Consider the following 26,076-nt stretch of genomic DNA (forward strand, 5'->3'; position numbering starts at 1 on the left):
GGGCAGCGCGTCCGCGTCGAGCAACCGCGATGCCAACCGGATCTGTCAGACCGGCGGGCGTCGGACCGGATTCGCGCGGAGCAGTCCGATCGCGTCGACCCGCAGGGCTACGGCGATCTCGCCGAGGGCGCTCGCCTCGATGTTGCTGATCCCGTCCTGATCGGCGACGTCCGCGGCGATCAAGAAGACGTTCTCGCGCTGGTTCGCGGGGCGCTCGGCGACCGCCGCCACATGGCGCAGATTCTCGGCCCGGCCGAGCCGGGTCCGCGCCCGGGCGATGCCCTCGTAGAGTTCGGTCTCCAGCATCAAAGCGTCGTAGCCCTTCATCAGGACCGGGTCGGCCTTCAGGCCGAGCAGAGCCGCGTCGAATTCCGGACCGGCGACCTCGCCGTCGGCGACGATGACGTTGGCCGCGGCCGAGACCGCCGCGAGCATCAGCGCCTTGTCACCGGCATAGGCCGTCACGGTACGGCCGACATGGCCGAAGAGATCGCGCAGAAGGCTCATTCGGGACTGTCGGCGGCAGGGTCGGACGTCGGGAGTGATCGGGAGGGATAGCAGACGGCGGCGCGGAGGAAACCCATCCCCGAAGGTCAGCCCATAAAAGGGGTCGGATCCCGAGACCAGACATCCTTCGGCAACATGGCCATGCGAGTTTTTCGGCCGACCGCGTTCCAAAGCGCGGCCGGCGAAATGCGGCTTCAGCGATTCCCCCTCCGCGGAAGCCGTGCACGTCGTCACGCCGCCGGAACGACGTTCGGGTGCCCCCCAGGCCCGCGCTTCGAGCCGGCGGCGGTCTCCCCCGGGCAATACTCCGCTGCTATCGACAGGGCCGCGGGCCGGCGGGCGCCGGATCTGTAACCCGCGCCGATAAACGCCCCGGGTCGGTCGGCGCTCCGTCCGTCAAAAAGCGCATTCCGTGGCTCGGCGCGACGCGGATCGACCCGTTCGGCCTCCGGTACGGTTCGGGCGCTCGCCCCGTCGACGCGGGTCGCCGTTGCGGCGCCGGGCTCCCCCGACGGTCAGAGTTCTCGACGATCCCGAATCCGCCTCTCCGGATCAGACGCCCCCCGGAGACGACGAGATGCCGGGCGCGCAGGTCAGGATGGCCTGCGCGGCACCGCTCTCACGAGGGGCGCCGCGCAGACCCGGCTCCGGCCCGCAGGGCGGCCCGGATCGCGTCAGCGCCAGAACGGCTTGACGTCGAGGAGGTCGGACCGGGCCTCCGCGGCGGCGTCGAGCAGCTTCTGCGCCCCGGGGTCGTCCGGTCCCGGCATCGGCGGGCCGGACAGGCTCTCGGTCATCGACCGGGCCGTCTCCAGATCGTTGAGTGCGCCGAGATGGTCCTGCAGGTCCGAGAGTGCGGCGCCGAACTTCTCCTGCCGGCGGACTGCTTTCTTCTTCCGGTAGAGATCGGCGAAGAACTCGGCGCCGTAGCGCAGCTTCTTGGCGGCGATCCGGGCCCGATGGCGGGTATGCGGGTCGAGGTGTCGGAGACCGCGCCCGCGCTTCTTCAGCCGCGACCGCGCCTTGTCGAGCACCTGCGCCGCGAAGTGCCGCCCGTCGACGGCGGCGTCGGGCCCGTCGGCCCAGGACCCCGCCTCGACCCAGCCGGCCAGGTCGATGATGAGCGCGCGCCATCGCGGGCTTTCCAGGGTCGCCATCACGGCCTCGTAGGCGACGGCGCGCTCCGCTTCGGCCCGCTGGCGCAGCGCGTCGAGGCCGGGCTCGTCGGGCCGCTGCTTCGCGAGATCCGGAAGCGTGTCGCTGAGGAACACGTCGAGGTTGCGGGCGTGACCGAATGGCTCGGTGACCTGCTTGATCGAATCGTTGAAGCCCGCGGCCCGGGGATCGGCCTGCAGCATCGGGCCGAACAGCGACAGCGCCGAGCGCAGGCGCCGCAGGGAGACGCGGATCTGGTGCAGGGCCTCGGGCGGGCGCCCCCCCTCCAGGAAAGCGGTTTCGTTGAGGCGCATGTGGCGCAGGCAGGCGCGCGCCACGTGACGGAAGACGTCCCCGGCACTCGCTCCCTCCGGCAGGTCCACCGGCTCGGCCTTAACCACCGCCGGGCCGCGCCCGTCGAGCAGGGCGTAGCCGACCGCGCTCTTCGCGCGCACGCCGAGGCGCAGCGGCACGGTCTCGGCGAGGGACTGGGCCAGGACGAACAGATCGGCCGGGTCGCCGTCCTGGAGTTCCAGCTCGACTTCGCAGAGCGGTGCATGGCCCCGCGCAGTCTCGACCTGGCCCTCGTCCAGGGTGACGAGAATCCGGGACGTGCCCTCCTCCACCGGGATCTCCCGGCGCATCACGACGGTGGAGAAGACCCGCTCCAGCGGGGCGTCGGCCTTGCGCAGGATCCGCTCCGCCGCCGTGTCGGCCCAGGCGGCCGGGTCGGGCGCTTCACCGGCGATCTCGGTTTCCCACTCGGCCCGGTCGAACAGGCCGACGCCGCCGCTCCCGGCCTTCACGGTCTGGACGTGCCGGCCGCCCTTGGCGCGCACCCGGAGGGTCAAGCCGGCCTCGCGAAGCGCGCCGTCGGGGGTGTCGTAATAGGTGGTGACCAACCGTTCGGGCTCGGCTGTCGCCGCGTGCTTCAGCCGGGGGTGGGACGCGAGCGCCGTCAGGTCCGGACCGGCGCAGTCGAGCTTCAACTCGACCTCGCGGGGTTCCTCGGCGGCGTGGCTCTCGGTGTCGCTCATACGCTCCTCTTGATGACCTGCCTCGCCTAACGATGCACAGATGCCCCTGGGTTGCATCGGCCCGCGCGGCATCGGCATCGGGGCGTGACCGTCCGACGCACCCGATCCACCAAAGGCGGCAGGCCTCCCGGCGTCAAGCAGAGAGCGCGGCACTCCGGCACGGAAGCCCCATGCTGCACTGCGTTAAAAACGCGCTTTCCCGGAACGGCACGACGTGGCAAGACAAATTGTCCACAATCCATCTGCCGCGCACGCCCCCGCCCCGACCGTCCGGCGGCCAACGGCGCCGCAACGCGCCGGCGCGGCGGATTCTTCTTTCGCGCGAGCGGTGCGCCCCGGGTGGACGGCGGCACCGCGGAGATGGTCCGGTCGGTGACTGCATTGAAGACACTCCTCGTCGGCGTGATCGGGCACGTCGATCACGGCAAGACGGCCCTCGTCCGGGCGCTCACGGGCGTCGAGACCGACCGGCTGAAGGAGGAGCGCGCCCGCGGCGTATCCATCGTGCCGGGCTTCGCGTTGCTGGCGTCCGATCGCGGTGAGATCGACCTCGTGGATCTGCCGGGCCACGAGCGGTTCGTCCGCGCCATGATTTCCGGCGCCACCGGCATGCGGGCCGTCCTGCTGGCGGTGGACGCGCACGAGGGCATCAAGCCGCAGACGGTGGAGCATCTGGAGATCGCCCGCCTCATCGGCGTGCGCCGCGGCGTGCTGGCTCTGACCAAGGCGGACCTGGCGACGCCCGAGACCGTGGCGGCCCGCGCGGCCGAGATCGCCGCCGCCGCCGCCCGCGCGGGGATCGCGGCCGGTCCGGTCATCGCGACGTCGACTGTCACCGGCGCCGGCCTGCCGGAGCTGTCGGCCGCTCTGTCGGGGCTGCTGGACGAGACGGAGCCCGGCCGCGACGACGGCTTCCCGTATCTTCCGGTGGACCGGGTCTTCTCCCGGCCGGGATTCGGCACCGTCGTCACCGGGACGCTGCGGCGCGGACCGCTCGCCGTCGGCGACACGGTGGAGATCGCGCCCGGCGGCCGCACGGCGGTGGTGCGTGGCCTCCAGATTCACGGACGTGCGGTGGAGCGCGCCGAGCCCGGGCGCCGCACCGCCGTCGCCCTGCGCGGGATCGACCTCGACGAGGTCGCCCGCGGGCAGGCTTTGTCGCCGCCGGGCCTGCTCGCCCCGAGCGCGTGGCTCGACGTGGCGATCACCGCGGCGGCCGGTGCGGACGCCCTGGCGGGCGGCTCGGCCTGTCGCCTTCTGTTCGGGACCACCGAGGTCGAGGCGCGGCTGCGCCTGCTCGACCGTGATGCCCTGGAGCCCGGCGCCAGCACCCAGGCCCAACTCCATCTCGGCGAACCGGTCGCCGTGCCGGCACGGGAGCCTTTCGTGCTGCGGCTCGACTCGCCCTCCGTCACAGTGGCAGGCGGGCGGATCCTCGATCCGGCGAGCCGCCGCCGTCGGCGCCACGACCCGCGGGTCATGGCGGACCTGGCCGCACTCGCGGCAGGCCATGCCGGAGAGGCGATCACGGTCCGCCTCGGTCAGCTGGGCGCGGCCGGGGCACCCCTCACAGAACTCGCCCGGATCGCCGGCATCGCGCCGGAGCGCGCCCGGCAGATTCTCTCCGAAGCGGGCGCTCGCGCGATCGGCGACCGCTACATCGGCGCCGCAGCCTTCGCGGCCCTGCGCAGCGGCACGCTGGCGGCCCTCGCCCACCATCACCGCGACAACCCGATGGATCACGGGATCGCCCTGGAGCGGCTCGCCCGTGCCCTGGCGCTGCCCGAGACGGTGACCGGTGCGGTGCTGCGCGACCTCGCGGCCGCGGGCGCTGTCGCCCAGGCGGGCGCCCTGTGGCGGCGAGCCGAGTTCGACCCGGCCCGCAACGAGAGCGAGGCCGCCCGCCGGCTGGAACAGGTCTTCCGCCGCGCCGGACTCAGCCCGCCCGACGAGGCGGAGGCCATCGGACGCGACGTGCGGCGGCGCGAAGCGCTCACCTACCTCGTGGGCGCCGGCACGGTGATCCGCGCCGTCGACCGGGTCCAGCGCCGCGCCGTCCTGTTCCACCGGGAGGCGGTCGCCACCGCCAAGACCCGCCTCGTGGAGGCCTTCCCCGAGGCCGGGACGCCGGACATGGGCTTCCTGGCCCGGGAAGCGGGCGCCACGCTGGGAATCTCGCGCAAGTTCTCGATCCCCCTGCTGGAGCACCTCGACGCGACGGGCTTCACCCGCCGGGCGGGGGATCGCCGAGTGATCGTGGCCCTCGAACCCGCGCGCGCCGCAACGGACGCGGGCTGACGGCCGCCGGGGCGCTCCAACGACGCCGCGGACCAGTAAGCGGACTAGTAGTCAGCGCCGAACCAGTCGCCGGCCCCCGGCTCGTAGCAGGTGTAGCCGATCAGGCAGTTCGGGTTGTCCCGGGTCGGACGGAAGGCGCGCTTGGCGATTTCGGTGGGCTCGCAGAACGACCGGTCGCGGACGAACCGGTCGTAGGTCATGCCGCCGGTCCCCAAGACCAGGGCGCCCCGGGCCTGAACGAGGCGGATCGTCTGCTGGCAGGTCATGGCCGTGCTGGACGGCCGCGTCTGCGCCGCGGCGGGTGACGCGGCCAGGACCAGGGCCGCCGCAATCCGGGTCATCATCGCCGACGCCTGTCCTCGTCCCATCGATCCTGCGGACAACCCGCCGGGGACGCTCACCCGTCCTGCGTCGCCTCGCCGCAAGGCCGCTCGTCGCGGACGGCGCTCCCGTCCCCCTGGGGTCCGAAGCCCCGCGGCCGGGCCGATCGAAGCCCGGCGTCAGACCTCGAAGGATTCGACGTGCACGGTTCCCGGCGCCTGCCGGCGCGCGGTTTCCTCGATCCGGGCGAGCTGCGCCTCGGCGCGGCCGCAGGGAAACCCGTAGCGGGCGCGGACGCGCGCGCTGGCGATGCCCAGGGCAAGGCGGCTCAGGGCGACGAATTCCGCGACGGGATAGTCCTGCCCGACCGCGAGGTGCTCCTTGATCACCAGCGAGGGCGCGTAGCAGGCCTCGCGGGTGCCATCCGGCCAGCGGATATGGAAACGCATCTCAGGCATCGCGGGGGATCCGAAGGGTGTTCCAGGCCGCCGCCCCCGTCGCGGCCGGCAGCACCGGCGCGTCCCGGGGCGCCAGTTCCGCGTAGGTCGGCAGGTGGCGCGCGGCGCAGGCGTCCCAGACATGGGCCCGGGCGACCTCCCGGCCGGCATTGCGCAGGCGCCCCCGCCGGCCCGGTTCGAGACTGGCCTCCATGGCCGCCGCGATGGCGCCCGTGTCTTCCGGGTTCACCGACAGGGCCTCGCCGGGGGCGAGATACTCGGTGAACGGCGGACGGGCGGAGACGATCACCGGCGTGCCGCAGGCCATGGCCTCCAGGACGCACAGGCCGTAGCCTTCCATGAGCGAGGGAAACACCAGGGTATCGGCGATCCGGTAGAGGCTCGGCATGTCTGCCTGGTCCACCGGGCCGGTGCGGATCACCGGACGGCCGGTGCCGACCGCGAGCCCCTCGCGCTCGAGGGCGGCGCAGCAGCGGGCCTCGTATCCCGCATGGTCGAGCAGCGAGGCGCCGCCGGCCACGACGAGCTGCGCGCCGGGATGGGCGCGACGCAGGGCCGCGAAGGCCTCGATCACCGCCAACGTGTTCTTGCGCGCCTCGAACCCGCCGACGCTGAGGAAGACCGGGCCGCCGCCGAGACCGAGGCTTCGACGGAGAGCCTCGTCCTCCGGTCCGGGATCGGGCGTGTAGGTCTGGCTGTCCACGCCGGTGCCGACCACCTCGGCCCGGGCGCCGTATTCCACGGCCAGCGTCGCCGCCCAGGTCCGGCTGAGGCAGAGCAGGCGCCCGGCATCGAGGATCGCCCGCTCCTCCCACTGCGCAAGCTGCGCATCCGTAGACGCATCGATGTGGTGGACGGTGCGCACGAAGCCCGGGATGAGGCGGCGGCGGGTCAACGTGGCGAGGGCGTTGCCGCTGATGCAGCATTGAGCGTGAAACACATCGAAGTCGCAGGCGGCGGGGGTGGAGAAATGCGCGAGGTAGTCGGCGATCCGGGCACCGACCAGCGCGGCAGCCGATCCGCCCACCGGCTTAGCCGCGACCGAGATCGCCGGACATCGCGCCGCGCGGAAGAAGCCGCGTCCGGTCGGATCGGGGGCGTGGACGACCGCCTCGTGGCCGAGCCGGCACAGGGCCTCTCCGAGAGCCAGAGCGTGGGCCACGCCGCCGCGCGGATGGGTCGAGTGCGTGAGGATCGCGATGCGCAAGCGGCCGACCGGGGGACGGTTCATGGAGGCCTCAAGCCGGTCGGGGATCGCGCCCGAAACCCTGACCACGCGCTCCGCCGCCCTCACGGAGATGCGCCCAGCACCGGTCGCATGGTTCATGCCGGATGCGGCAGCATCCTGCCGAAACGTCGCGTCGGCGCCGTTTCGGGGGCCGGCCGGTCGCCAGCCCCAAAAGCCGCCTAATTTTGCGTTACGAATTCAGTGTGTTTTCAAGGTCGGCACGGAACCGCTCTTTTCAGCACCGTGTGTCAGACTGTATCTAACGCTCACGTGAGCCGGAGCCGTCGGTCCCGTGTCCAAGTCGCTGAACACTGCCTTCCCCGCCCGCAAACTGCTGCGCCGTCTGGGCTTGCTCAGCGCCTTGCTGGTCCTGCCGACGGCGGTTCTGGCCTATGCGGACCTCCTGCCCGAATCGCTCGACATGCTGGGTCTCGACCTGCGTGAGAGTCCGGACCTGCCGCACGTCGCCCGTCAGATCGCCATCGGCGCGCCGCTGAAGATCGTGGCCTTCGGCTCGTCCTCGACGCAGGGTATCGGCGCCTCGAGCCCGGCCAACGCCTACCCGGCCCGCCTCCAGATCGACCTGCGCAAGAAGCTGCACGGAATCGATGTCGCGGTCATCAATCGCGGGATCGGCGGCGAGCACGTCGACGACATGCTGGCGCGGCTCGACCGGGACGTCATCGCGGCCGAACCGCAGCTCGTGATCTGGCAGACGGGCAGCAACGACCCGCTGCGCGGGGTCTCGGTCGAACATTTCCGCGAGGCCACCGTGTCGGCCATCCGCCGGATCCGCGAGGCCGGGATCGACGTGGTGCTGATGGAACCGCAATGGTGCCCGAAGCTGGAAGCCACGCCGGGCGCCTCCCGCTTCCGTGACGCGGTCCGCAGCATCGGCGACGACCTCGACGTTCCGGTGATCCGCCGCGCCGATCTCATGCACGGCTGGGTGCGCGAGGGTAAGCTGACCACCAAGCAGCTCTTCGCCGCCGACGGGCTCCACATGGCCGATCGCGGCTACGCCCTCCTGGCCGAGGCCGCGGCGCAATCGATCCTGCAGGATGCGGGTCCTGTGCGGAGCTTCGAGCCTGTGGCCGAATAGAGGGCGCCCCACCGCCCCTTCCGGCTGGACTCGGCCGGCGAAGCTCCCCATCTCGGCGCGATCGAGAGCGGAGCCGAACCTTGAGCCAGGATGCATTCAGGTATGAAGACCGGGGCGCGGTGCCCCAGATGCACGCGACCACGATCCTGATGGTGCGCAAGGGCGGCCGTGTCGTCATCGGCGGCGACGGTCAGGTCAGCCTGGGCCAGACCATCGTGAAGGGGAATGCCCGCAAGGTCCGGCGCCTGGCCAAGGGCGCGGTGATCGGCGGCTTCGCCGGCGCCACGGCGGACGCCTTCACCCTGTTCGAACGCCTCGAAGCCAAGCTTGAGCAATATCCCGGTCAGCTGACGCGGGCCTGCGTCGAACTCACCAAGGATTGGCGGACGGATCGCTACCTCCGCCGCCTCGAGGCGATGATGCTGGTCGCCGACCGCGATGTCAGCCTGCTTCTGTCGGGCTCCGGCGATGTGCTGGAACCGGAAAGCGGCGTCATGGCCATCGGCTCGGGCGGCAATTACGCCCTGGCGGCCGCCCGCGCGCTGGAAGACGGAGACCTCGATGCAGAGGCGATCGTCCGGCGCGCCATGGGGATCGCCGCGGAGATCTGCGTCTACACGAACGGCAATCTGGTGATCGAGACCCTCGAAGCCTGACCTCCCGCGGCTGCCGCCTGAGCCGGCGTCGACACCGTACGATCGACGCCGCTTCTCGCACCGTGGCCGCCCGCATCCGGATCGTCGGGGCGCTCATGCCCCGCCGGGGCGGGCTACGCGGCGCATCCTCATCGCGCACGCAGCGGACTTTGCGATGCGGGTCGTATTCGCGTGCTTTGGGGATGAGAAGTGACCTCAGCCGGCGACGGGAAATCTTCACAATCCGATATTCGGCAATGGCAATTCCTCGTTCAATTAACCGAGTGATGTCAAAACGGTCAAATCCGTTAAATCTTGTGCATCTCATCTATCGAGTACGATAGCCCTCGGATCCATCACTGAAATTTGAGCGCCGCAGCCGCCCTTTCGCGGCGCCGTTCCAGCCAAAAATTACGATGACGACTGCATAGGTAAGGGAATTTTTACGCTATAAAATGCATAGTCGGCCCATAATAAGCAAAATTCGTCGCGCAACATGCGCGCTGAGGGCTGAACTATGCGATCGATTAATGACGTCCGCATCGTGACGAAACTGACCGCCGCCTTCGGCAGCTTAGCGGCGGTCACGGTTGGGATCAGCGCGATCGGATACAGTCATCTAACGTCGATCGAGCGGGTCAATCATCTTACGGAGCATACCTACCAGGTCATCTCTGCGCTCGACGGCGTGACGCAGTCGATGCTGAACCAGGAAACGGGGCTCCGCGGCTATCTGCTCTCGGGCGACCCGAAATTTCTGGAGCCGTTCCGCAACGGCCAGAAGGCCTACAAGGCGGCGCTGGAGACCGCGCAGGCGCTCACGGTGGACAACGCAGCGCAGCAGGCGCGCCTGGCGGCCGTGAACAGCTTGGCCGCGACCTGGTCGAACGACATCGCCCGGAACGAGATCGCCCTCGTCGAGGCGGGCCAGCTCGACGCGGCGCGCCAGATCGAGGCGAGCGGGGCCGGGAAGGCGTCCATGGACGCCCTGCGCGCGAAGCTTGCCGACGCGGACCAGGCCGAGCGGGAGCTCCTCGCGGCCCGCAGCGACGAACAGGGACGCTCGTTCAGCGCGGCCTATCTCGCCAGTCTTCTCGGCAGCGTGGCCAGCGTCCTCATCGCAGCGCTTCTGGCGTTCCTGGTCTTCGCGATGCTGACCCGCCCGCTTGGCCGGCTCGTCGCGGTGCTCCAGCGGATGGCCCGGGGTGAGATCGAGGCCGAGATCGCGGAGGCCCGACGCGGCGACGAGATCGGCGCGGTCGGGCGGGCCGTGGAGGGAATCAAGACCATGGTCGCCAGGAAGGCGGCCGAAGATGCCGAGATCAAGCAGATCGCCGACACCGCGGCGGCCGCCGAGCGGCGGCGGACCATGATCGAGCTGGCCGACAGCTTCGATCGCGCCGTGGGCGGGATCGTCGGGATGGTGTCGTCCTCGGCCACGGAGCTGCAGGCGACCGCGCGGACCATGTCGGCGACCGCCTCCGAGACGTCGAGCCAGTCGACCACGGTGGCGGCAGCCGCCGAAGAGGCGGCCACCAACGTGAACACGGTGGCGGCGGCGGCCGAGCAGCTGGGCTCCTCGGTCCAGGAAATCGGCCGGCAGGTGGACGGTTCGGCCCATCTGGCGCAGCGCGCCGTCTCGGACGCCGACCAGACCGGCGCCCTGGTCCAGGAGCTGAGCAATTCCGTATCGCGGATCGGCGACGTGGTCGGCCTGATCTCGAACATCGCCGGCCAGACCAACCTGCTGGCGCTGAACGCCACCATCGAGGCCGCCCGCGCCGGTGCCGCCGGCAAGGGTTTCGCCGTCGTCGCCGCCGAGGTGAAGGCGCTGGCCGAGCAGACCGCGAAGGCGACCCACGAGATTTCCGGCCAGATCGCGCAGATCCAGGCGGTGACCGGTCAGGCCGTGACGTCGATCGGCGGCATCACCGAGCGGATCCGGGAGATCAGTGGCGTCGCCACCTCGATCGCCGCCGCAGTCGAGCAACAGGGCGCGGCCACGCAGGAGATCGTCCGGAATGTCGCGCAGGCGGCGGTCGGCGCCGGCGAGGTGACGAGCAACATCTCGGGTGTTGCGGGCGCCGCCGAGGAGACCGGCATGGCGGCCGGCCAGGTGCTCGACGCGGCGTCCGAGCTTTCGCGGCAATCGGAGAAGCTGACCGCCGAGGTCGACCGGTTCCTCGTGAGCGTCCGCGCGGCGTGAGCAGTGCCGCGCAGCGGGCTTCCGGCGACGGAGGCCCGTTCGTCAAAACAAATAATGCCGACGGCGATTAGTTTACGCAGCTTTGACGAATAACCGGCATTTTAGCGCCAATCGAGCCTCTGCGGTTGGATCTCAATGAAAATCGGCGGAAAACTTCTGGGCTTCGTCGGCGCGTGCAGCCTGACGACGCTGATCGTGGCCGGGGTCAGCGTCGCGACGCTGAGAAGCTTCGAGCATTCCCTCACGAGCGTCGAGAACGCCTCGATCCGGGCGCTCGACGCCGCCAACTTCAACCGCCTCGCCGCCGAAGTGACCATGGATTCGCGGGGCGTCTACGCCTCCGCCGACCGCACGGAGGCGGCCAAGTACACCGCCGGCATCCGCAAGGGTCTGGCCGAGATGGACGCGCTCCGGGCGGACTGGGCGCCGCGGGTGACCGAGGCCGAGCGCCCGCTCTTCGACGCCATGGTGCGCAATGCCGAGGCGTTCCGGACCCTGCGCAGCGCCCTCGCGGAGGCTGGCGACACGACCGGCCCCAAGGCGGCCGCCGAACTCGGCTTCAACGACGCCAATCGCGCCAACCGCAAAGTCTTCCAGGCGAGCATCGATGCCCTGGTGAAGCAGGGCCGGACCGAGATGGCGGCGATCAAGTCGGACACCCAGGCGCTGTTCCAGGCGCGGACTCTGCTCCTCCTCGGCCTCGCGCTGGCCGGAACCGCGATCTGCTGCGCTCTGGGCCTGCTCATCGGGCAGCGGCAGATCGCCCGGCCGCTGCGGGCGGTCTCGGAGGCGATCCAGCGCCTCTCGCGCGGCGACCTGACCCTGCCCGCGATCAAGCCGGGGCGCGACGAGATCGGGGCGATCTGGACCAGCATGCAGGTCTTCAGCGACACGATGCGCGAGGCCGAGACCCTCCGGCACGAGCACGAGCGGATGCGGGTCGATACGGCGGCGCGCAAGCGTTCCGAGATGGCCGGGCTCGCCGATCAGTTCCAAAGCAACCTCGGCGGGCTGGTCGATCACCTGGCCGGAGCGGCAGCCGGCTTGGAACGCGCCGCCGCCACCATGGCGGGCAACGCCGATCACGCCGGCACGCAGTCCCAGGCCGTGACCCGCGCCGCCGAGACCACCGCCTACAACGTCGAGGCCGTCGCCGCCGCCACCGAGGAACTCGCCGCGACGGCGAGCGAGATCGGCGTTCAGGTCACGCAGACCTCCACCGCGGCCGAGGGGGCCGTCGAAGCGACGCGGCGGACCCGGACGAGCGTCCAGGCCCTCGCCCGCAGCGCCGAGGGCATCGGGCAGGTCGTCTCCCTCATCTCCACGATTGCCGGCCAGACCAACCTGCTGGCGCTCAACGCGACGATCGAGGCCGCCCGCGCCGGCGAGGCCGGACGCGGCTTCGCGGTCGTCGCCACCGAGGTCAAGGATCTGGCCACCCAGACCGCCAAGGCCACCGAAGAGATCGCCGGGCAGATCGCCGCCATGCGGGCGGCGACCCACGAGGCCGTCGCCGCGATCGAGGAGATCGGCGGCACGATCGAGCAGGTCCACGGCATCGCCCTCGGTGTGGCCGCGGCCGTCGAGGAGCAGCAATTGGCCACGCAGGAAATCGCCCGCAGCGTCTCGGAGGCCGCGAGCGGCACCCGCTCCGTCACCGAGACCATGGCGCTGGTCCTGGGTGCAGCCCGCGAGACCGGCGCGAGCGCCGCGGAGGTGCTGGCGGCCGCCGCCGACATCGCCCGCCGCTCCAACGGGCTGGGGAGCGAGGTGGCGGGCTTCGTGGCGCAGGTCCGGGCGGCCTGACGGTCCCTCCGCTGCGCGCGGATGTTGCATTGCAGCGCGCAGGCCCCTAGGGTCCGCGCATTCGCAAGGACCCGGTGAAAGCCCGGGTGGCTCTTCCGGCCGCCGATCCGCCGGACCACGCATTCGAGACGCGCCATGACCCGCCAGCGACGCGGGCACGCCGCTCGTGCGGAATCAAGCATGTCACTCAGCTCACCCGGACAGACCGGGTTTCTCCGGTCGTGGACATCCAACATCCGCGGCGACACCCTCTCGGGGATCGTCGTCGCCCTCGCGCTGATCCCTGAGGCCATCGGCTTCTCGGTCATCGCCGGCGTCGACCCGAAGGTCGGCCTCTACGCCTCCGTGGTCATCGCCTGCACCATCGCCTTCGCGGGCGGCCGCCCCGCCATGATCTCGGCCGCCACCGCCGCCACCGCCGTCGTGATGGTCGAGCTCGTGCGCGACCACGGGGTGCAGTACCTCTTCGCCGCCACCATCCTGATGGGCGTGATCCAGATCCTGGCCGGCCTCCTCCGGTTGGGCCGGCTGATGCGGTTCGTCTCGCAGTCGGTGATGACCGGCTTCGTCAACGCCCTGGCGATCCTGATCTTCCTGGCGCAGATGCCCGAACTGACCGGCGTCACGCCGGCGACCTACGGGCTCATCGCCCTGGGCTTGGCGATCATCTACGGTGTGCCGCGGATCACCCGCGCGATCCCCGCCCCGCTCATCGCCATCGCGGTGCTGACGGCGATCACCGCGATCTTCCACCTCGACGTCCGCACGGTCGCCCATCTCGGCGCCCTGCCCTCGGCGCTGCCGAGCTTCGCCCTGCCGGACGTGCCCCTCACCTTCGAGACCCTGCGGATCCTTCTGCCCTACGCGGCGACGTTGGCCGCGGTCGGCCTGCTGGAGAGCCTGCTCACCGCGCAGATCGTCGATGACCTGACCGACACAGGCAGCGACAAGAACCGCGAATGCATGGGCCAGGGCGTGGCCAACATGGCCTCCGCGGTGTTCGGCGGCATGGGCGGCTGCGCGATGATCGGCCAGTCGGTGATCAACGTCTCCTCGGGCGCCCGCGGCCGCCTCTCGACGCTGGTGGCCGGCGCCTTCCTGCTGCTGCTCCTCGTGGCGCTACAGGATCTGCTCGCCGTGGTGCCCGTGGCGGCCCTGACCGCCGTGATGATCATGGTCTCGATCAACACCTTCTCCTGGCGCTCCCTGGCCCGCCTGCGGACCAACCCGCTGCCATCCTCCGCGGTGATGCTGGCCACCGTCCTGGTCGTCGTGGCCACGAAGGATCTCGCCATCGGCGTGCTGGTCGGCGTGCTGCTCTCGGGCGTGTTCTTCGCCGGCAAGGTCTCCCGTCTCAACCGGATCACCTCCAGCCTCTCGGCCGATGGCCGGACCCGCACCTACGCCATCACCGGGCAGGTGTTCTTCGCCTCCGCCGGCACGTTCTCCGAGGCGATCGACGTGCTGGAGCCGGTCGAGCGTCTCGTGATCGACGTCAACGCGGCGCATTTCTGGGACATCTCGGCCGTCGCAGCCCTCGACCGGGTGGTGCTGAAGGCCCGCGCCCGCGGGCGCCTCGTCGAGGTCGTCGGCCTCAACGCCGCCAGCTCGACCCTCGTCGAGCGGTTCGGCCAGCACGACAAGCCCGGCGTTACAGCGGTGCCGGCAGCGCATTGAGGCGGCTATCGGCCCACGCGGCGCCCCCTTGCGCGGGGCCGCGTGGGACCCCATTCCCGGCGCGGGGCCGATTTCGGGCCGGGAACAGGGATGGCACAGCGGTGACGACGTTCTCTCCGCGCGAGATCGTGTCCGAACTCGATCGCTTCATCGTCGGGCAACACGACGCCAAGCGCGCCGTGGCGATCGCGCTGCGCAATCGCTGGCGACGCCAGCAGCTGATCGGTCCGCTCCGCGAGGAGGTCGCGCCCAAGAACATCCTGATGATCGGGCCGACCGGGTGCGGAAAGACCGAGATCGCCCGCCGCCTCGCCCGGCTCGCCAACGCCCCGTTCCTCAAGGTCGAGGCCACCAAGTTCACCGAGGTCGGCTATGTCGGCCGCGATGTCGAGCAGATCATCCGTGATCTCGTCGAAGTGGCGATCGGCCTGACCCGGCAGGTAAAGCGCGAGGGCGTGAAGGCCAAGGCCGAAGCCGCGGCCGAGAACCGCCTCCTCGACGCCCTCGTCGGGCCGACCGCCAGCCAGGCCACCCGTGACAGCTTCCGGCGCAAGCTCCGCAACAGCGAGCTCGACGACAAGGAGGTGGAGCTGGAGCTGACCTCCGGCGCCCCCACGGGTATGCCGATGTTCGAGATTCCCGGTGTACCGGGGGCCTCCATGGGCGCGATCAACATCGGCGACATGCTCGGCAAGGCACTCGGCGGCCAGCGCGGCAAGCCGCGCCGGATCCTGGTCCGGGACGCCTATGCGCCCCTGATGGCCGAGGAATCCGATAAGCTCGTCGACGACGAGGCGCTGGTCCGCGAGGCGATCGGCGAGGTCGAGAACAACGGCATCGTGTTCCTCGACGAGATCGACAAGATCTGTGCCCGCGAGGGCCGGTCCTCCGGCGACGTGTCCCGCGAGGGCGTACAGCGCGACCTTCTGCCGTTGATCGAAGGCACCACGGTCGCCACCAAGCACGGCCCGGTGAAGACGGACCACGTCCTGTTCATCGCCTCGGGCGCCTTCCACGTCTCGAAGCCGTCCGACCTCCTGCCCGAGCTGCAGGGCCGCCTGCCGATCCGCGTGGAGTTGCAGCCGCTGACGGTGGACGACTTCAAGCAGATTCTCACCGCCACCGAGGCGAGCCTGATCAAGCAGACGGTCGCGCTGATGGAAACGGAGGGCGTGACCCTGTCCTTCACGGACGACGCCGTCGACGCGCTCGCCCGGGTCGCGGTCGAGGTGAATTCCTCAGTGGAGAACATCGGTGCCCGCCGGCTTCAGACGGTTCTCGAACGGGTGATCGACGAGATCTCCTTCACCGCCACAGACCGCTCCGGCGAGACGGTGCCGATCGACGCGGCCTATGTGCGCGAGCGGGTTCAGGACCTGGCGTCCAACGCCGATCTGAGTCGGTTCATCCTCTAGGACCTGGACGTCATCCGCGCTCCGGTTTGCGGCCACGCCGTCATTCCGGAGCGCCGCGCCGGAGCGCCAGAGGCGAGCCCGGGCTTCGCGACGCGGTCCCGGAACCTCCAGTCATGATTGAGGGTGGCGTGAGCCATGCGGCCCGGCGCGGCCCTTCGCGGCCGCCGCGTCTGCTAGGCCCGCGCCGGGGCGCGGTGCTGGGGAATGTCGACGCGTGTCACGCATAAGATTCGGCATCGGCGACACGATGCTCTCGGTCGCCGCGCTGGTGACCGGCATGGTCTCCCTCCAGAGCGGAGCGACCTTCGCCAAGAGCCTGTTTCCGGCGGTCGGTGCATCCGGGACGTCCGCCCTGCGGGTCGGCTTCTCGGCCCTGATCCTCGTTGCCGTCTGGCGGCCGTGGCGGCGCAGCCTCCCGGCGCGCGAGGCCGGCTGGATCGCCCTCTACGGGACGGCCCTCGGGCTGATGAACCTCCTGTTCTATCTCGCCCTGGCACGGCTGCCCCTCGGACCGGCCGTGGCCATCGAGTTCGTCGGGCCGCTGGCCGTCGCTCTGATCGCGTCGCGCCGCCGGTCGGATTTCCTGTGGATCGGCGTGGCGGTCGCCGGACTCGCGCTGCTCCTGCCGATCTCCGGTCAGGACGGACTCGATCCGATCGGGATCCTGCTCGATCTCGGCGCGGCCCTGTGCTGGGCGCTCTACATCCTGTTCGGACAGCGCGCGGGGCGGATCGACGGCGGCCAGGCCGTGTCCCTCGGCATGTTCACGGCGGCCATCGTGGTGGCGCCCTTCGGCCTGTCGGAGGCCGGACCTGCCCTGCTCAGCCCCGGCATCCTGGCCGCAGGCCTTGGCGTGGCGGTGATGTCGAGTGCCCTGCCCTATTCCCTGGAGATGTTCGCCCTGCGCCGGCTCGACCGGAAGAGCTTCGGCGTCCTGATGAGCCTGGAACCCGCCGTGGCGGCCTGCGCCGGCCTCGTTCTCCTGGGGGAGCGAATCAGTCCCATCCAATGGCTGGCGATCGGACTGGTGATCGCGGCCTCCGTGGGAATCACCGTGAGCACGCGGCGGACGGCCCCGACCGCGGCCGTACTGGAAGCCTGATCGTGAAGACTACTTCCCCGCCAGAACCCGCGAGGCGACGTTGATGTATTTGCGGCCCGCTTCCTGGGCGTGAAGCACGGCGTCGCCGAGCTTCTCCTCGTCGCGGACGCTGGCCAGCTTGATCAGCATCGGCAGGTTGATGCCCGCCACGACCTCCACCGAGCCGCCGTTCATGCAGGACAGGGCGAGGTTCGACGGCGTGCCGCCGAACATGTCGGTGAGCACGACCACGCCCTCACCGGTATTCACCCGACAGACCGCGGACATGATGTCCCGCCGTCGCAATTCCATATCGTCTTCCGGCCCGATCGTGATCGTCTCGATCTGATCCTGCGGGCCGACCACGTGCTCCAGAGCGGCCTTGAACTCGGTCGCCAGTAGCCCGTGAGTTACGAGCACCATGCCAATCATCGACACGTGTTCCAACGTCCTGTGAATGCCGCCATGTTGTGCATCGCACAGCCCCCCACAAGGCGAACGCGACTTTTTTGCCCGGACATTTCCGCGATCATGCCACGGCCGCAGCGGCTGCGCCATGGGGGTATACCAGTCTTAGGCGAATCGAACCGCCTGTGCGGCTGCGAAGTCACGGCCGATGCTTTCGCAGTGCCGCACGGATGAGCAGCGGCGCGAGGCCGGCGGCGCGCGCGCCCCGGTCGAGAACGAGGCGCGGCAGGGTCAGGCCGAGGAGCGCCGCCGCCTCGGGGGGCTCCGGCAGGCGCGGTGCCGTCTCCACGAGATCGACGGCGAGGTCCAGAACCACCTCCGGGCGGAACGGGATGCCGAACTCGGCCACGGGCAGGATCCCCTGCCCCCGGATCTCGACCCGTCCGGCGAGGCTCGGATGGGGACAGGCCACGAGTCGCCCTTCGCGCACCGTGCAGACGACGCGGTCGTCGGCCACGAAGGCCCCGTCGGCCGCGTTGGCGAGCAGGAGCGCGAGACTGGATTTGCCGGCGCCCGACGGGCCGCGAATCAGGATCCCGGTCTCGCACAGCGCGATACAGGCGCCGTGAAGGGTGACCATCAGGCGTGGAGTTGCCGCGGGGCCGCCGGCAGGCGGACCACGAAGCGGGCGCCGCGCACGGTGGGCTCGCCATCCTCATCCGGGGCGCCGGGCCGGTTCTCGGCGCGGATCGTGCCGCGATGGGCCTGGACGATCTGGCGGGAGATCGACAGGCCGAGCCCTGAATTCTGGCCGAAGCCCTGCTCGGGCCGGTCGGTGTAGAAGCGCTCGAAGATCCGCTCCAGGGCGTGCTCCGGGATGCCCGGACCCTCGTCCTCGCAGATCATCTCCACCTCACCGCGGACCCGGCGCAGCACCACCCGGACCTTCGCGTCGCTCGGCGAGAACGACCGGGCGTTGTCGAGGAGGTTGTTGACCACCTGGCCGAGCCGGCTGTCGTGGCCGATGATCGTGAAGGGCGCGTCCTGCTCCGATCCGATCGATTCGACGTCGAGCTGGATCAGGCAGTCCTTCGGGCGCCGCCGCTCGTTGGCCACGGAGACGACGGTGGTGAGAAGCCGCCGGAGATCCACGCGCCGGGCTTCGGCGCGCGCGAGTTCCGCATCGAGCCGCGAGGCGTCCGCGATGTCGCTGATCAGCCGGTCGAGGCGCTTCACGTCGTGCTGGATGATCGCCATCAGGCGGCCGCGGGATTCGTCGGTCTTGGCGAGGGGCAGGGTCTCCACCGCGCTGCGCAGCGACGTGAGCGGATTTTTCAGCTCGTGGCTGACATCGGCCGCGAAGCTCTCGATGGCGTCGATCCGCCGGTAGAGCGCCTGGGTCATGTCGCGCAGGGCGCCGGACAGATGGCCGATCTCGTCGGTCCGCTCGGTGAAATCGGGGATCTCCTCGCGGGTCTTGATGCCCATCCGGACCTTCTCGGCGGCCTCGGCGAGGCGGCGCACCGGCCCCGCGATGGCGCCGGCCAGCAGGAACGACAGCACCACCATCACCGCCGAGGCGACGAGGAAGACCTGGAGCAGGCCGAACCGCTCCGAGGCGATGACCCGGTCGATGGCGTCGCCCTGGGTCGAGATCAGCAGGGCGCCGCGGACCGAGCCGGCCCGGTGGATCGGCACCGCCACCGACACGGTGGTCTCGCCGAGCTTGTTGCGGCGCACGAGGCTGCCGCGGTTGCCGCCGAGCGCCGCCTGGACCTCCCGGAGGGAGTGGCCGTTCACCGGCCCGGTCTCCTCGGCGGTCTCGGTCCGGCTGCGGAACAGGCCGCCGAGCTTCGCCTGGATTGTCTCGAAGGCGGATTCGAGCATCCCGGGCTTGTGGGGCTTGGGCTCCAGCGGATCGGGCCGGCTGGCGTCGCCGCGCTTGAACAGGGTGCGGGTGTCGAACAGGAGGCCGCCCTCCTGATCGTAGACCCGGGCGCGGTTGCCCGTCGGCGTCACGAGGCGCGACAGGAGCGGCGCCACCTTCTCGGGGTTGAGCGAGAAGGCGAGCGGCTGCGATTCCTCCTCCGCCGCCTCGCCGGCCTGCTGCTGGAGCAGCTTGTCGGGATCGATGCGGATCGTGTCGGTGTCCACCGAGGCCGAGGCGGCGATCGCCCCCGCGATGATCTCGCCCTGGATGGCGAGGCTCTGGATCCGGGCCTGGATCAGGCCCTGGCGGAACTGGTTCAGGTAGAGGAACCCGACGAGCAGCGCGATCAGCCCGACGAGGTTGAGGACGACGATGCGGCGCGTCAGGCTCGACGAGGCGCGCTGGCCGATCGCGTCCCACACGGCGCGGGGCAGGCCGAGCGGTCGGGACAGAATCTGGGCCAGGGAGGCGCGGGGCGGGGCATCCTCGGTCTGGGGCTGGGTGGTCCGGGCGGTCACGGGGCGGATCCTGGAGATCACGCCTCCTTGAAGCGGTAGCCGACGCCGTAGAGCGTCTCGATCATGTCGAAGCTCTGGTCGGTAACCTTAAACTTCTTGCGCAGCCGCTTGATGTGGCTGTCGATGGTCCGGTCATCGACATAGACCTGATCGTCGTAGGCCGCGTCCATCAGGGCGTTGCGGCTCTTCACCACGCCGGGGCGCTGCGCGAGCGCCTGCAGAATCAGGAACTCCGTGACCGTCAGGGTCACCGGCTCGCCCTTCCACGTGCAGGTGTGGCGCTCGGGATCCATCATCAGCGCGCCGCGCTCCAGCGACCGGGCCGCCACCTCGGCCTCGCCCCGGGGCGCGCTGCCGGGGGCCTCCTTGGCGAAGCGTCGGAGCACCGCCTTGACCCGCTCCACGAGGAGCCGCTGCGAGAACGGTTTATGGATGAAGTCGTCCGCGCCCATCTTGAGGCCGAACAGCTCGTCGATCTCCTCGTCCTTCGAGGTCAGGAAGATCACGGGAAGGTCGGATTTCTGCCGCAGGCGTCGGAGAAGCTCCATCCCGTCCATGCGCGGCATCTTGATGTCGAAGATCGCGAGATCGGGCGGCGAATGGCGCAGACCGTCCAGGGCGGAGGCGCCGTCCGTGTAGGTCTGGATGCGGTAACCTTCGGTCTCCAGCGCGATCGACACAGAGGTGAGGATGTTCCGGTCGTCGTCGACGAGGGCGATGGTCGGCATGCGCGGTCCCTGACTGAACGGGCTCAGGCGCGGTCCCGGCTCTACGCACAGGCCGCGCCGCATCCCGGCCCACGAGGGGCAGACGAAAACGCGAACCGGGCAGTTTCGGCGCAGCCCGGCACACGCAAAGGGACAGGTGCTTTAGTACGACCGATCGGAAAAAGCGAGCGGCGGTCATAGCTTGGCCGTAACAGCGGCACGCCGCGGCCCATCTGACGCGGTTTGGACGCCTCGCGCGCGCTGCAGCAGATCGCTAACATGGCGGCGGAATGCGGCGGCAATTCGGACCGGGGAGGAATCGCGGATGGGCGAGACGATGGACACGGGTCCGGGTCCCGGCGGACCGGCCCGTCCGCTGCCCGCCGAGGCGGCGCCGTTCGACGCGATCGGCCTGTCGCGGATGCTCCTGCGCAGCATCCGTTCGGGTGCCCTCGCGACCCTGGATCCGGACGGCACGCCCTTCGCGTCCCTCGTCACCATCGCCACCGACGTGGACGGCACGCCGCTGATGCTGCTGTCGCGGCTGTCGGCCCATACCCGCAACCTGCTCGCCGAGCCGCGCTGCTCGCTGCTGTTCGCGCAGGGCGGCAAGGGCGATCCCCTCGCCCATCCCCGGCTGACGGTGGTCGGCCGCGCCGTCCAGACACCTGAGGCGCGGGCGCGCGAGCGGTTCCTGGCCCGCCACCCGAAGGCCAAGCTCTACGCCGATTTCCCCGATTTCGGCTTCTTCGCCCTCGCGCCGGACGCCGGCCATCTCAACGGCGGCTTCGCCAAGGCCGCGACGCTGACCCGGGACCAGCTCCTCCTCGATCTCTCGGACGCGCAGCCGATCGTGGCCGGCGAGCGCGGCGCCGTGGAGCATATGAACGCCGACCATGCGGACGCGTTGGCGCTCTACGCCGCGGGCGCGGGCGGCGAGGCCGGGCTGCCCTGGCGGCTCACCGGCCTCGACCCCGAGGGCATGGACCTGATGGCGGGCGATCGCACCGTCCGGGCCCCCTATCCGGAGCGCGTCACCGACATGGGTGCGCTGCGCAAAAGTCTCGTTGCCATGGCCGCGCGGGCGCGCGCGACCGGTGCGGACGCGTGAACGCGCAAGGACTTCACGATCAGGCATGGCGAAAAGTCGCTGCGTGCCCCATATCGGGGCGATGAGCGATACCCAGACTGATACCTACCCCTTCAGCCTCGATGTGGAGCCGGTCGGCGAGAGCGGCTCCCTGTTCCAGTGGAGCATCCGCAAGCACGGCAAGCTGCACCAGCGCTCGGACCGGAAACATCCGACCGAGGCCAAGGCGCGCTCCCATGGAGAGGCCGAGATCGAGCGCCTGATCCGCGACCGCGGTCGCTGATCGGACGGACGATCGTCGGCGACAGTCCCGTCGTTCACCCGGGGGCCGGCACGCGTCGGCCCCCGTCGTTTGTCCGCGGACCGGACGACCGGGTCCATGCCCTCCGTCATCCCGGGACCGCGACGCGCAGCCCGCGACCGGGACACCCGGCGGGATCCGACGGCGCCAGCCGGTACGGTTCCGGTATTCGGGCCCTTCTGCGCCCGCCCGGAATGACGGGACGGGACCCTCATCGCGTCGGCGCCGGTCCTCAGGCGCTTAGGCCGCGCTTGGCGCCTTCCCGCGGCGCTGCTATCTCGCGCGGGAGCCGATCTTCTCGAATACGTCCCGACGTCAGAGGGTGCGCGCCGGCGTGCGCCCGAACGGAATGCCGATGACAGCCCCGATCGAATCCATCCGCAATTTCTCGATCGTCGCACATATCGACCACGGCAAATCGACCTTGGCCGACCGGCTGATCCAGGCCACCGGCACCGTCGCGCTCCGCGACATGAGCGAGCAGATGCTCGACTCGATGGATATCGAAAAGGAGCGCGGCATCACCATCAAGGCGCAGACCGTGCGCCTGGAATACAAGGCGCAGGACGGCAAGGATTACGTCCTGAACCTGATGGACACGCCCGGCCACGTGGACTTCGCCTACGAGGTGTCGCGCTCGCTCGCCGCCTGCGAGGGGTCTCTCCTCGTGGTTGACGCCTCGCAGGGCGTGGAGGCGCAGACCCTCGCCAACGTCTATCAGGCGCTCGACGCCAACCACGAGATCGTGCCCGTCCTCAACAAGGTCGACCTGCCGGCGGCCGAGCCGGACCGGGTGAAGGAGCAGATCGAGGAGGTGATCGGCCTCGATGCCTCCGACGCGGTGCCGATCTCGGCCAAGACCGGGCTGAACATCGAGGCGGTGCTGGAGGCGATCGTCACCCGCCTGCCGCCGCCGAAGGGCAAGAGCGACGCGCCGCTGAAGGCGCTCCTCGTGGACAGCTGGTACGACGCCTATCTCGGCGTCGTCGTGCTGGTGCGGATCATCGACGGCACCCTCAAGAAGGGCATGACCATCCGCATGATGGGTGCCGACGCGGTCTACGGCGTCGACCGGATCGGCGTATTCCGGCCGAAGATGGCCGATATCGACGCCCTCGGCCCGGGCGAGGTCGGCTTCTTCACCGGCTCGATCAAGGAGGTGGCCGACACCCGCGTCGGCGACACCATCACCGAGGACAAGCGCCAGACCACCGAGATGCTGCCGGGCTTCAAGGAAGTCCAGGCGGTGGTGTTCTGCGGCCTGTTCCCGGTGGACGCGGCCGAGTTCGAGAATCTCCGCTCGGCCATGGGCCGGCTGCGGCTCAACGACGCCTCCTTCTCCTACGAGATGGAGTCTTCGGCCGCCCTCGGCTTCGGCTTCCGCTGCGGCTTCCTCGGGCTCCTGCACCTGGAGATCATCCAAGAGCGGCTTGAGCGCGAGTTCAACCTCGACCTGATCTCGACCGCGCCCTCGGTGGTCTACCGCCTGAAGATGCGCGACGGGGAGGTGAAGGAGCTGCACAACCCGGCCGACATGCCGGACATCATGAAGATCGAATCGATCGAGGAGCCCTGGATCCGCGCCACGATCCTGACGCCCGACGAGTATCTCGGCGGCGTGCTGAAGCTCTGCCAGGACCGCCGGGGCGTCCAGATCGACCTCAACTACGTCGGCAAGCGCGCCATGGTGGTCTACGACCTGCCGCTGAACGAGGTGGTGTTCGATTTCTACGACCGGCTGAAGTCGATTTCGAAGGGCTACGCCTCCTTCGATTACCACGTCTCGGATTACCGCGAGGGCGATCTCGTGAAGATGTCGATCCTGGTGAATGCCGAGCCGGTGGACGCCCTGTCGATGCTGGTCCACCGCACCCGCGCCGAATCGCGCGGCCGGGCCATGTGCGAGAAGCTCAAGGACCTGATTCCCCGCCACCTGTTCCAGATCCCCGTCCAGGCGGCGATCGGCGGCAAGATTATCGCCCGCGAGACGATCAAGGCTCTGTCCAAGGACGTCACCGCCAAGTGCTACGGCGGCGACATCTCGCGCAAGCGCAAGCTTCTGGACAAGCAGAAGGAAGGCAAGAAGAAGATGCGCCAGTTCGGGCGCGTCGAGATCCCGCAGGAAGCGTTCATCGCGGCGCTGAAGATGGACGATTGAGGCGCCGCGTTGGTGAGGCGCTTTCCGTCATCTGTCACGAGGAAGACGCGAGAGCCGATCTTGCTTTTGCGTTCGAACGTGATGGCCGGTTCTGAAACGGGAACCGGCCTTTTCCGTCGTTGCGAGCGCAGCGACGCTGCGGGGCGCAAAAAGAGCGTCTACCCCGGCGGCAGCACGTCGATCTGGATCCCCGCATAATACGCCGCCAGATTGGCGATATCCGCGTCCGACAGCTCCTTCGCGACCACGTTCATGATCTCGTTCTGCCGCTTGCCGTCGCGGTACTCGGTGAGCGCCTTCACGAGGTAGGGCTCGACCTGACCCGCGAGGTTCGGCGCCTCCGGCAGCTTCGAGAGCCCGTCCATCCCGTGGCAGGTCTGGCAGGCGGTCGCGCGCTTCTTGCCCGCGGCAGCGTCGCCGGCCTCGGCCGAGAGCGGGACGAGCGTGGCGGCAAGGAGGAGAAGCAAGCGGATCATCGGGGCGGGCTCGAACTCTCGGACCGGTGGAGACTGGCACCCGCGCTTCCGGACGGGGCGCGGGTCCCCTCTCCCGTGCGGGAGAGGGACAGGGTGAGGGATCGGATCTTTCCGGAGACGGCGCACCCCTCACCCCGACCCTCTCCCGGACGGGAGAGGGGGTGCGTCGCGCCCGTGCGCGACGGGGCGTCCCTCTCGGTGAGGGGCGCCCCGTCACAAGACACTACTTCTCGTAGGAGATTCGATAGATCGCCCCGGCGGAATCGTCCGAGACCAGCAGCGAGCCGTCGAGCATCACCGCCACGTCCACCGGGCGGCCGAGATACTCGCCGTCGCCGGTGAGCCAGCCCTCGGCGAAGGGCTTCACCGATTCCACCTTCCCGTCGGCGCCGAGCTTGGCGAACATCACCCGGGCGCCCACCGGCTCGGTGCGGTTCCAGGACCCGTGCTCGGCGATGAAGATCCCGCCCTTGTAGGAGGCCGGGAACTGCTTGCCGTTGTAGAAGGTCATGCCGAGATCGGCCGCGTGCGGGGGCAGTTCGGCCTGCGGCGCGACGGCGTCGGCCGGCGGGGTCTGGTCCTTGTACTCCACCGTGCGGACCGCACCGCCGCCGAACCACGGGAAACCGAAATTCTCGCCGGCCTTGGTGGCGCGGTTGAGTTCGCCCGGCGGCTTGTCGTCGCCCATGCCGTCCACTTGGTTGTCGGTGAACCAGAGGGACTTGTCGGTGTTGAAGTCCATCCCCACCGAGTTGCGGATGCCGGTGGCGTAGACCTCGCGGTTCTTGCCGTCGGCATCGATGCGGATGATGCCGCCGATACCGGTCTTCTTGTAGAGATCCATCTTCTCGGGCGGCGGCACGTTGTAGGGCTGGCCCAGCGCGATGTAGGTCTTGCCGTCCGGCCCGACCCGGCAGACCCGGGCGGTGTGGTTGAAGCTCTCCTCGGAGGCCGGGATCAGCGCGCCCTGCTTGACCAGCACGCCGGCGGCGACGTCCGGATTCTCGTAGAAGAACTCGGCGGCCGGGAAGGCCAGGACGCGGTTCTGCTCCACCACGGTGAGCACGCCGTCCTTCGAGAAGCAGACGCCGTTGGGGATCTTGAACGCGATGCCCGGCGCGAAGGGCCGGACCTCGTCGGCGACCCGGTCCTTGTCGCGGTCGGTGACCGTGAAGATCTTGCTCTTGCGCGTGCCGACGAACAGCACCCCGGCATTCGGGCCGACCGCGATGGCGCGGGCATCCGGCACCACGGCATAGAGATCGATCTTGAAGCCGTCCGGCAGCTTGATCTTCGACAGGTTCTTGCGGATCGCGTCGGCGCGCCGGCCGGTCTGCGGGATTTCGGCGGCGGCCTGCGTGTCCGTGCTGTGGAAGCCCTCGAGCTTCTCCAGATCGTCGGTCTTGGCCTTGGTCTCGGCAGGGGCGGCGCCCTGCGACAGGGCGGGCAGAACCGCCGCCGGCATGGCCACGCCCGCGACGAGCGCGGCGAGAAGCAGAGATCGCATCGAAACAAATCCTCCCGGCGGCCCTCGGTTCAGGGCATTACCGGAAGGGAACGAT

Annotated in this window: 22 protein-coding genes and 1 other annotated feature; of the genes, 11 read left to right on the plus strand and 11 right to left on the minus strand. The window is 69.9% G+C overall.

Translation table 11 applies throughout. The features are described from left to right. Positions 1-45 precede the first annotated feature (45 nt). Together BM396_RS04100 and BM396_RS04105 are read right to left on the minus strand one after the other, a co-directional pair. A complete protein-coding gene (locus tag BM396_RS04100) occupies positions 46-507 on the minus strand; it encodes a tellurite resistance TerB family protein (RefSeq protein WP_043351693.1) in 462 nt (153 codons plus the stop codon). A gap of 674 nt (positions 508-1,181) precedes the next feature. Further along, entirely contained in the window at positions 1,182-2,699 is a 1,518-nt protein-coding gene (locus BM396_RS04105; RefSeq protein ID WP_043378483.1) for a CYTH and CHAD domain-containing protein, read from the minus strand. A gap of 360 nt (positions 2,700-3,059) precedes the next feature. On the opposite strand from BM396_RS04105, the gene selB reads away from it, so the two are divergent. Then, on the plus strand, positions 3,060-4,997 hold the full coding sequence (gene selB / locus BM396_RS04110) for a selenocysteine-specific translation elongation factor (RefSeq protein ID WP_051975921.1): 1,938 nt from the start codon (positions 3,060-3,062) through the stop codon (positions 4,995-4,997). Between the two features lie 44 nt (positions 4,998-5,041). Here selB and BM396_RS04115 read toward each other — a convergent pair whose 3' ends face one another. From BM396_RS04115 to BM396_RS04125, 3 genes are all read right to left on the minus strand, one after another. Continuing rightward, positions 5,042-5,341, minus strand: a complete 300-nt coding sequence (locus BM396_RS04115; RefSeq protein WP_078947409.1) for a hypothetical protein — start codon at positions 5,339-5,341, stop codon at positions 5,042-5,044. Positions 5,342-5,497: 156 nt separating this feature from the next. After that, on the minus strand, positions 5,498-5,776 hold the full coding sequence (locus BM396_RS04120; RefSeq protein WP_043351680.1) for an MSMEG_0570 family nitrogen starvation response protein: 279 nt from the start codon (positions 5,774-5,776) through the stop codon (positions 5,498-5,500). Further along, positions 5,769-7,007: an MSMEG_0565 family glycosyltransferase gene (locus tag BM396_RS04125; protein ID WP_043378956.1), complete on the minus strand. Its 1,239-nt coding sequence runs from the start codon at positions 7,005-7,007 to the stop codon at positions 5,769-5,771. Before BM396_RS04125 ends, BM396_RS04120 begins: the two co-directional genes overlap by 8 nt. A gap of 289 nt (positions 7,008-7,296) precedes the next feature. Between BM396_RS04125 and BM396_RS04130 the strand changes: the two genes are divergently transcribed. The 7 genes from BM396_RS04130 to BM396_RS04160 all read left to right on the plus strand — a co-directional run bounded on the left by BM396_RS04130 (position 7,297) and on the right by BM396_RS04160 (position 16,947). Continuing rightward, complete coding sequence (locus BM396_RS04130; protein WP_043378491.1) at positions 7,297-8,106, plus strand: SGNH/GDSL hydrolase family protein; 810 nt, start codon at positions 7,297-7,299, stop codon at positions 8,104-8,106. A gap of 128 nt (positions 8,107-8,234) precedes the next feature. After that, positions 8,235-8,762, plus strand: coding sequence for an ATP-dependent protease subunit HslV (gene hslV, locus BM396_RS04135; RefSeq protein WP_043351688.1), 528 nt, complete (start codon positions 8,235-8,237; stop codon positions 8,760-8,762). Positions 8,763-9,258: 496 nt separating this feature from the next. Beyond that, a complete protein-coding gene (locus BM396_RS04140; protein WP_091994680.1) occupies positions 9,259-10,947 on the plus strand; it encodes a methyl-accepting chemotaxis protein in 1,689 nt (562 codons plus the stop codon). A gap of 135 nt (positions 10,948-11,082) precedes the next feature. Further along, the gene (locus BM396_RS04145) at positions 11,083-12,753 is read left to right on the plus strand and encodes a methyl-accepting chemotaxis protein (protein WP_043351674.1); all 1,671 of its coding nucleotides are present in this window, start codon (positions 11,083-11,085) and stop codon (positions 12,751-12,753) included. A gap of 64 nt (positions 12,754-12,817) precedes the next feature. Then, positions 12,818-12,873, plus strand: a sequence feature (sul1 is cis-regulatory element that is thought to sense ions involved in sulfur or methionine metabolism; They are found in Alphaproteobacteria). A 60-nt stretch (positions 12,874-12,933) separates the two neighbouring features. Beyond that, positions 12,934-14,430 carry a SulP family inorganic anion transporter gene (locus BM396_RS04150; RefSeq protein ID WP_043378497.1) on the plus strand — a complete coding sequence of 499 codons (1,497 nt, stop codon included), beginning with the start codon at positions 12,934-12,936 and terminating at the stop codon, positions 14,428-14,430. Positions 14,431-14,531: 101 nt separating this feature from the next. After that, the gene (gene hslU, locus BM396_RS04155) at positions 14,532-15,845 is read left to right on the plus strand and encodes an ATP-dependent protease ATPase subunit HslU (RefSeq protein WP_043351661.1); all 1,314 of its coding nucleotides are present in this window, start codon (positions 14,532-14,534) and stop codon (positions 15,843-15,845) included. Positions 15,846-16,059: 214 nt separating this feature from the next. Continuing rightward, positions 16,060-16,947: an EamA family transporter gene (locus BM396_RS04160; protein ID WP_081948543.1), complete on the plus strand. Its 888-nt coding sequence runs from the start codon at positions 16,060-16,062 to the stop codon at positions 16,945-16,947. A 9-nt stretch (positions 16,948-16,956) separates the two neighbouring features. Here the strand turns inward: BM396_RS04160 and BM396_RS04165 are convergent, their stop codons facing one another. The 4 genes from BM396_RS04165 to BM396_RS04180 all read right to left on the minus strand — a co-directional run bounded on the left by BM396_RS04165 (position 16,957) and on the right by BM396_RS04180 (position 20,510). Further along, on the minus strand, positions 16,957-17,358 hold the full coding sequence (locus tag BM396_RS04165) for a PTS sugar transporter subunit IIA (protein ID WP_043351658.1): 402 nt from the start codon (positions 17,356-17,358) through the stop codon (positions 16,957-16,959). Between the two features lie 175 nt (positions 17,359-17,533). Next, positions 17,534-17,974 (minus strand): HPr kinase/phosphorylase, encoded by a 441-nt coding sequence (locus BM396_RS04170; protein ID WP_043378502.1) that lies wholly within the window; start codon positions 17,972-17,974, stop codon positions 17,534-17,536. Continuing rightward, complete coding sequence (locus BM396_RS04175; RefSeq protein ID WP_051975922.1) at positions 17,974-19,728, minus strand: sensor histidine kinase; 1,755 nt, start codon at positions 19,726-19,728, stop codon at positions 17,974-17,976. The genes BM396_RS04170 and BM396_RS04175 overlap by 1 nt, the downstream gene beginning before the upstream one ends. A 71-nt stretch (positions 19,729-19,799) precedes the next feature. Beyond that, the gene (locus tag BM396_RS04180) at positions 19,800-20,510 is read right to left on the minus strand and encodes a response regulator transcription factor (protein WP_043378508.1); all 711 of its coding nucleotides are present in this window, start codon (positions 20,508-20,510) and stop codon (positions 19,800-19,802) included. 304 nt (positions 20,511-20,814) lie between these two features. Between BM396_RS04180 and BM396_RS04185 the strand changes: the two genes are divergently transcribed. The 3 genes from BM396_RS04185 to lepA all read left to right on the plus strand — a co-directional run bounded on the left by BM396_RS04185 (position 20,815) and on the right by lepA (position 24,038). Beyond that, positions 20,815-21,600, plus strand: a complete 786-nt coding sequence (locus tag BM396_RS04185) for a HugZ family pyridoxamine 5'-phosphate oxidase (protein WP_051975902.1) — start codon at positions 20,815-20,817, stop codon at positions 21,598-21,600. Between the two features lie 25 nt (positions 21,601-21,625). Beyond that, a complete protein-coding gene (locus tag BM396_RS04190; protein WP_236952957.1) occupies positions 21,626-21,862 on the plus strand; it encodes a hypothetical protein in 237 nt (78 codons plus the stop codon). A gap of 373 nt (positions 21,863-22,235) precedes the next feature. After that, positions 22,236-24,038 (plus strand): translation elongation factor 4, encoded by a 1,803-nt coding sequence (gene lepA, locus BM396_RS04195; RefSeq protein WP_043351666.1) that lies wholly within the window; start codon positions 22,236-22,238, stop codon positions 24,036-24,038. Between the two features lie 158 nt (positions 24,039-24,196). On the opposite strand, the gene BM396_RS04200 is transcribed toward lepA, so the two are convergent. Both BM396_RS04200 and BM396_RS04210 read right to left on the minus strand, forming a co-directional pair. After that, positions 24,197-24,514 carry a c-type cytochrome gene (locus BM396_RS04200; RefSeq protein WP_043351655.1) on the minus strand — a complete coding sequence of 106 codons (318 nt, stop codon included), beginning with the start codon at positions 24,512-24,514 and terminating at the stop codon, positions 24,197-24,199. A gap of 223 nt (positions 24,515-24,737) precedes the next feature. Then, positions 24,738-26,021 carry a PQQ-dependent sugar dehydrogenase gene (locus tag BM396_RS04210; RefSeq protein WP_043378511.1) on the minus strand — a complete coding sequence of 428 codons (1,284 nt, stop codon included), beginning with the start codon at positions 26,019-26,021 and terminating at the stop codon, positions 24,738-24,740. Positions 26,022-26,076: the final 55 nt, after the last annotated feature.

It is taken from the genome of Methylobacterium sp. UNCCL125 (assembly GCF_900116795.1).
Taxonomy (GTDB): Bacteria; Pseudomonadota; Alphaproteobacteria; order Rhizobiales; family Beijerinckiaceae; genus Methylobacterium; species Methylobacterium fujisawaense.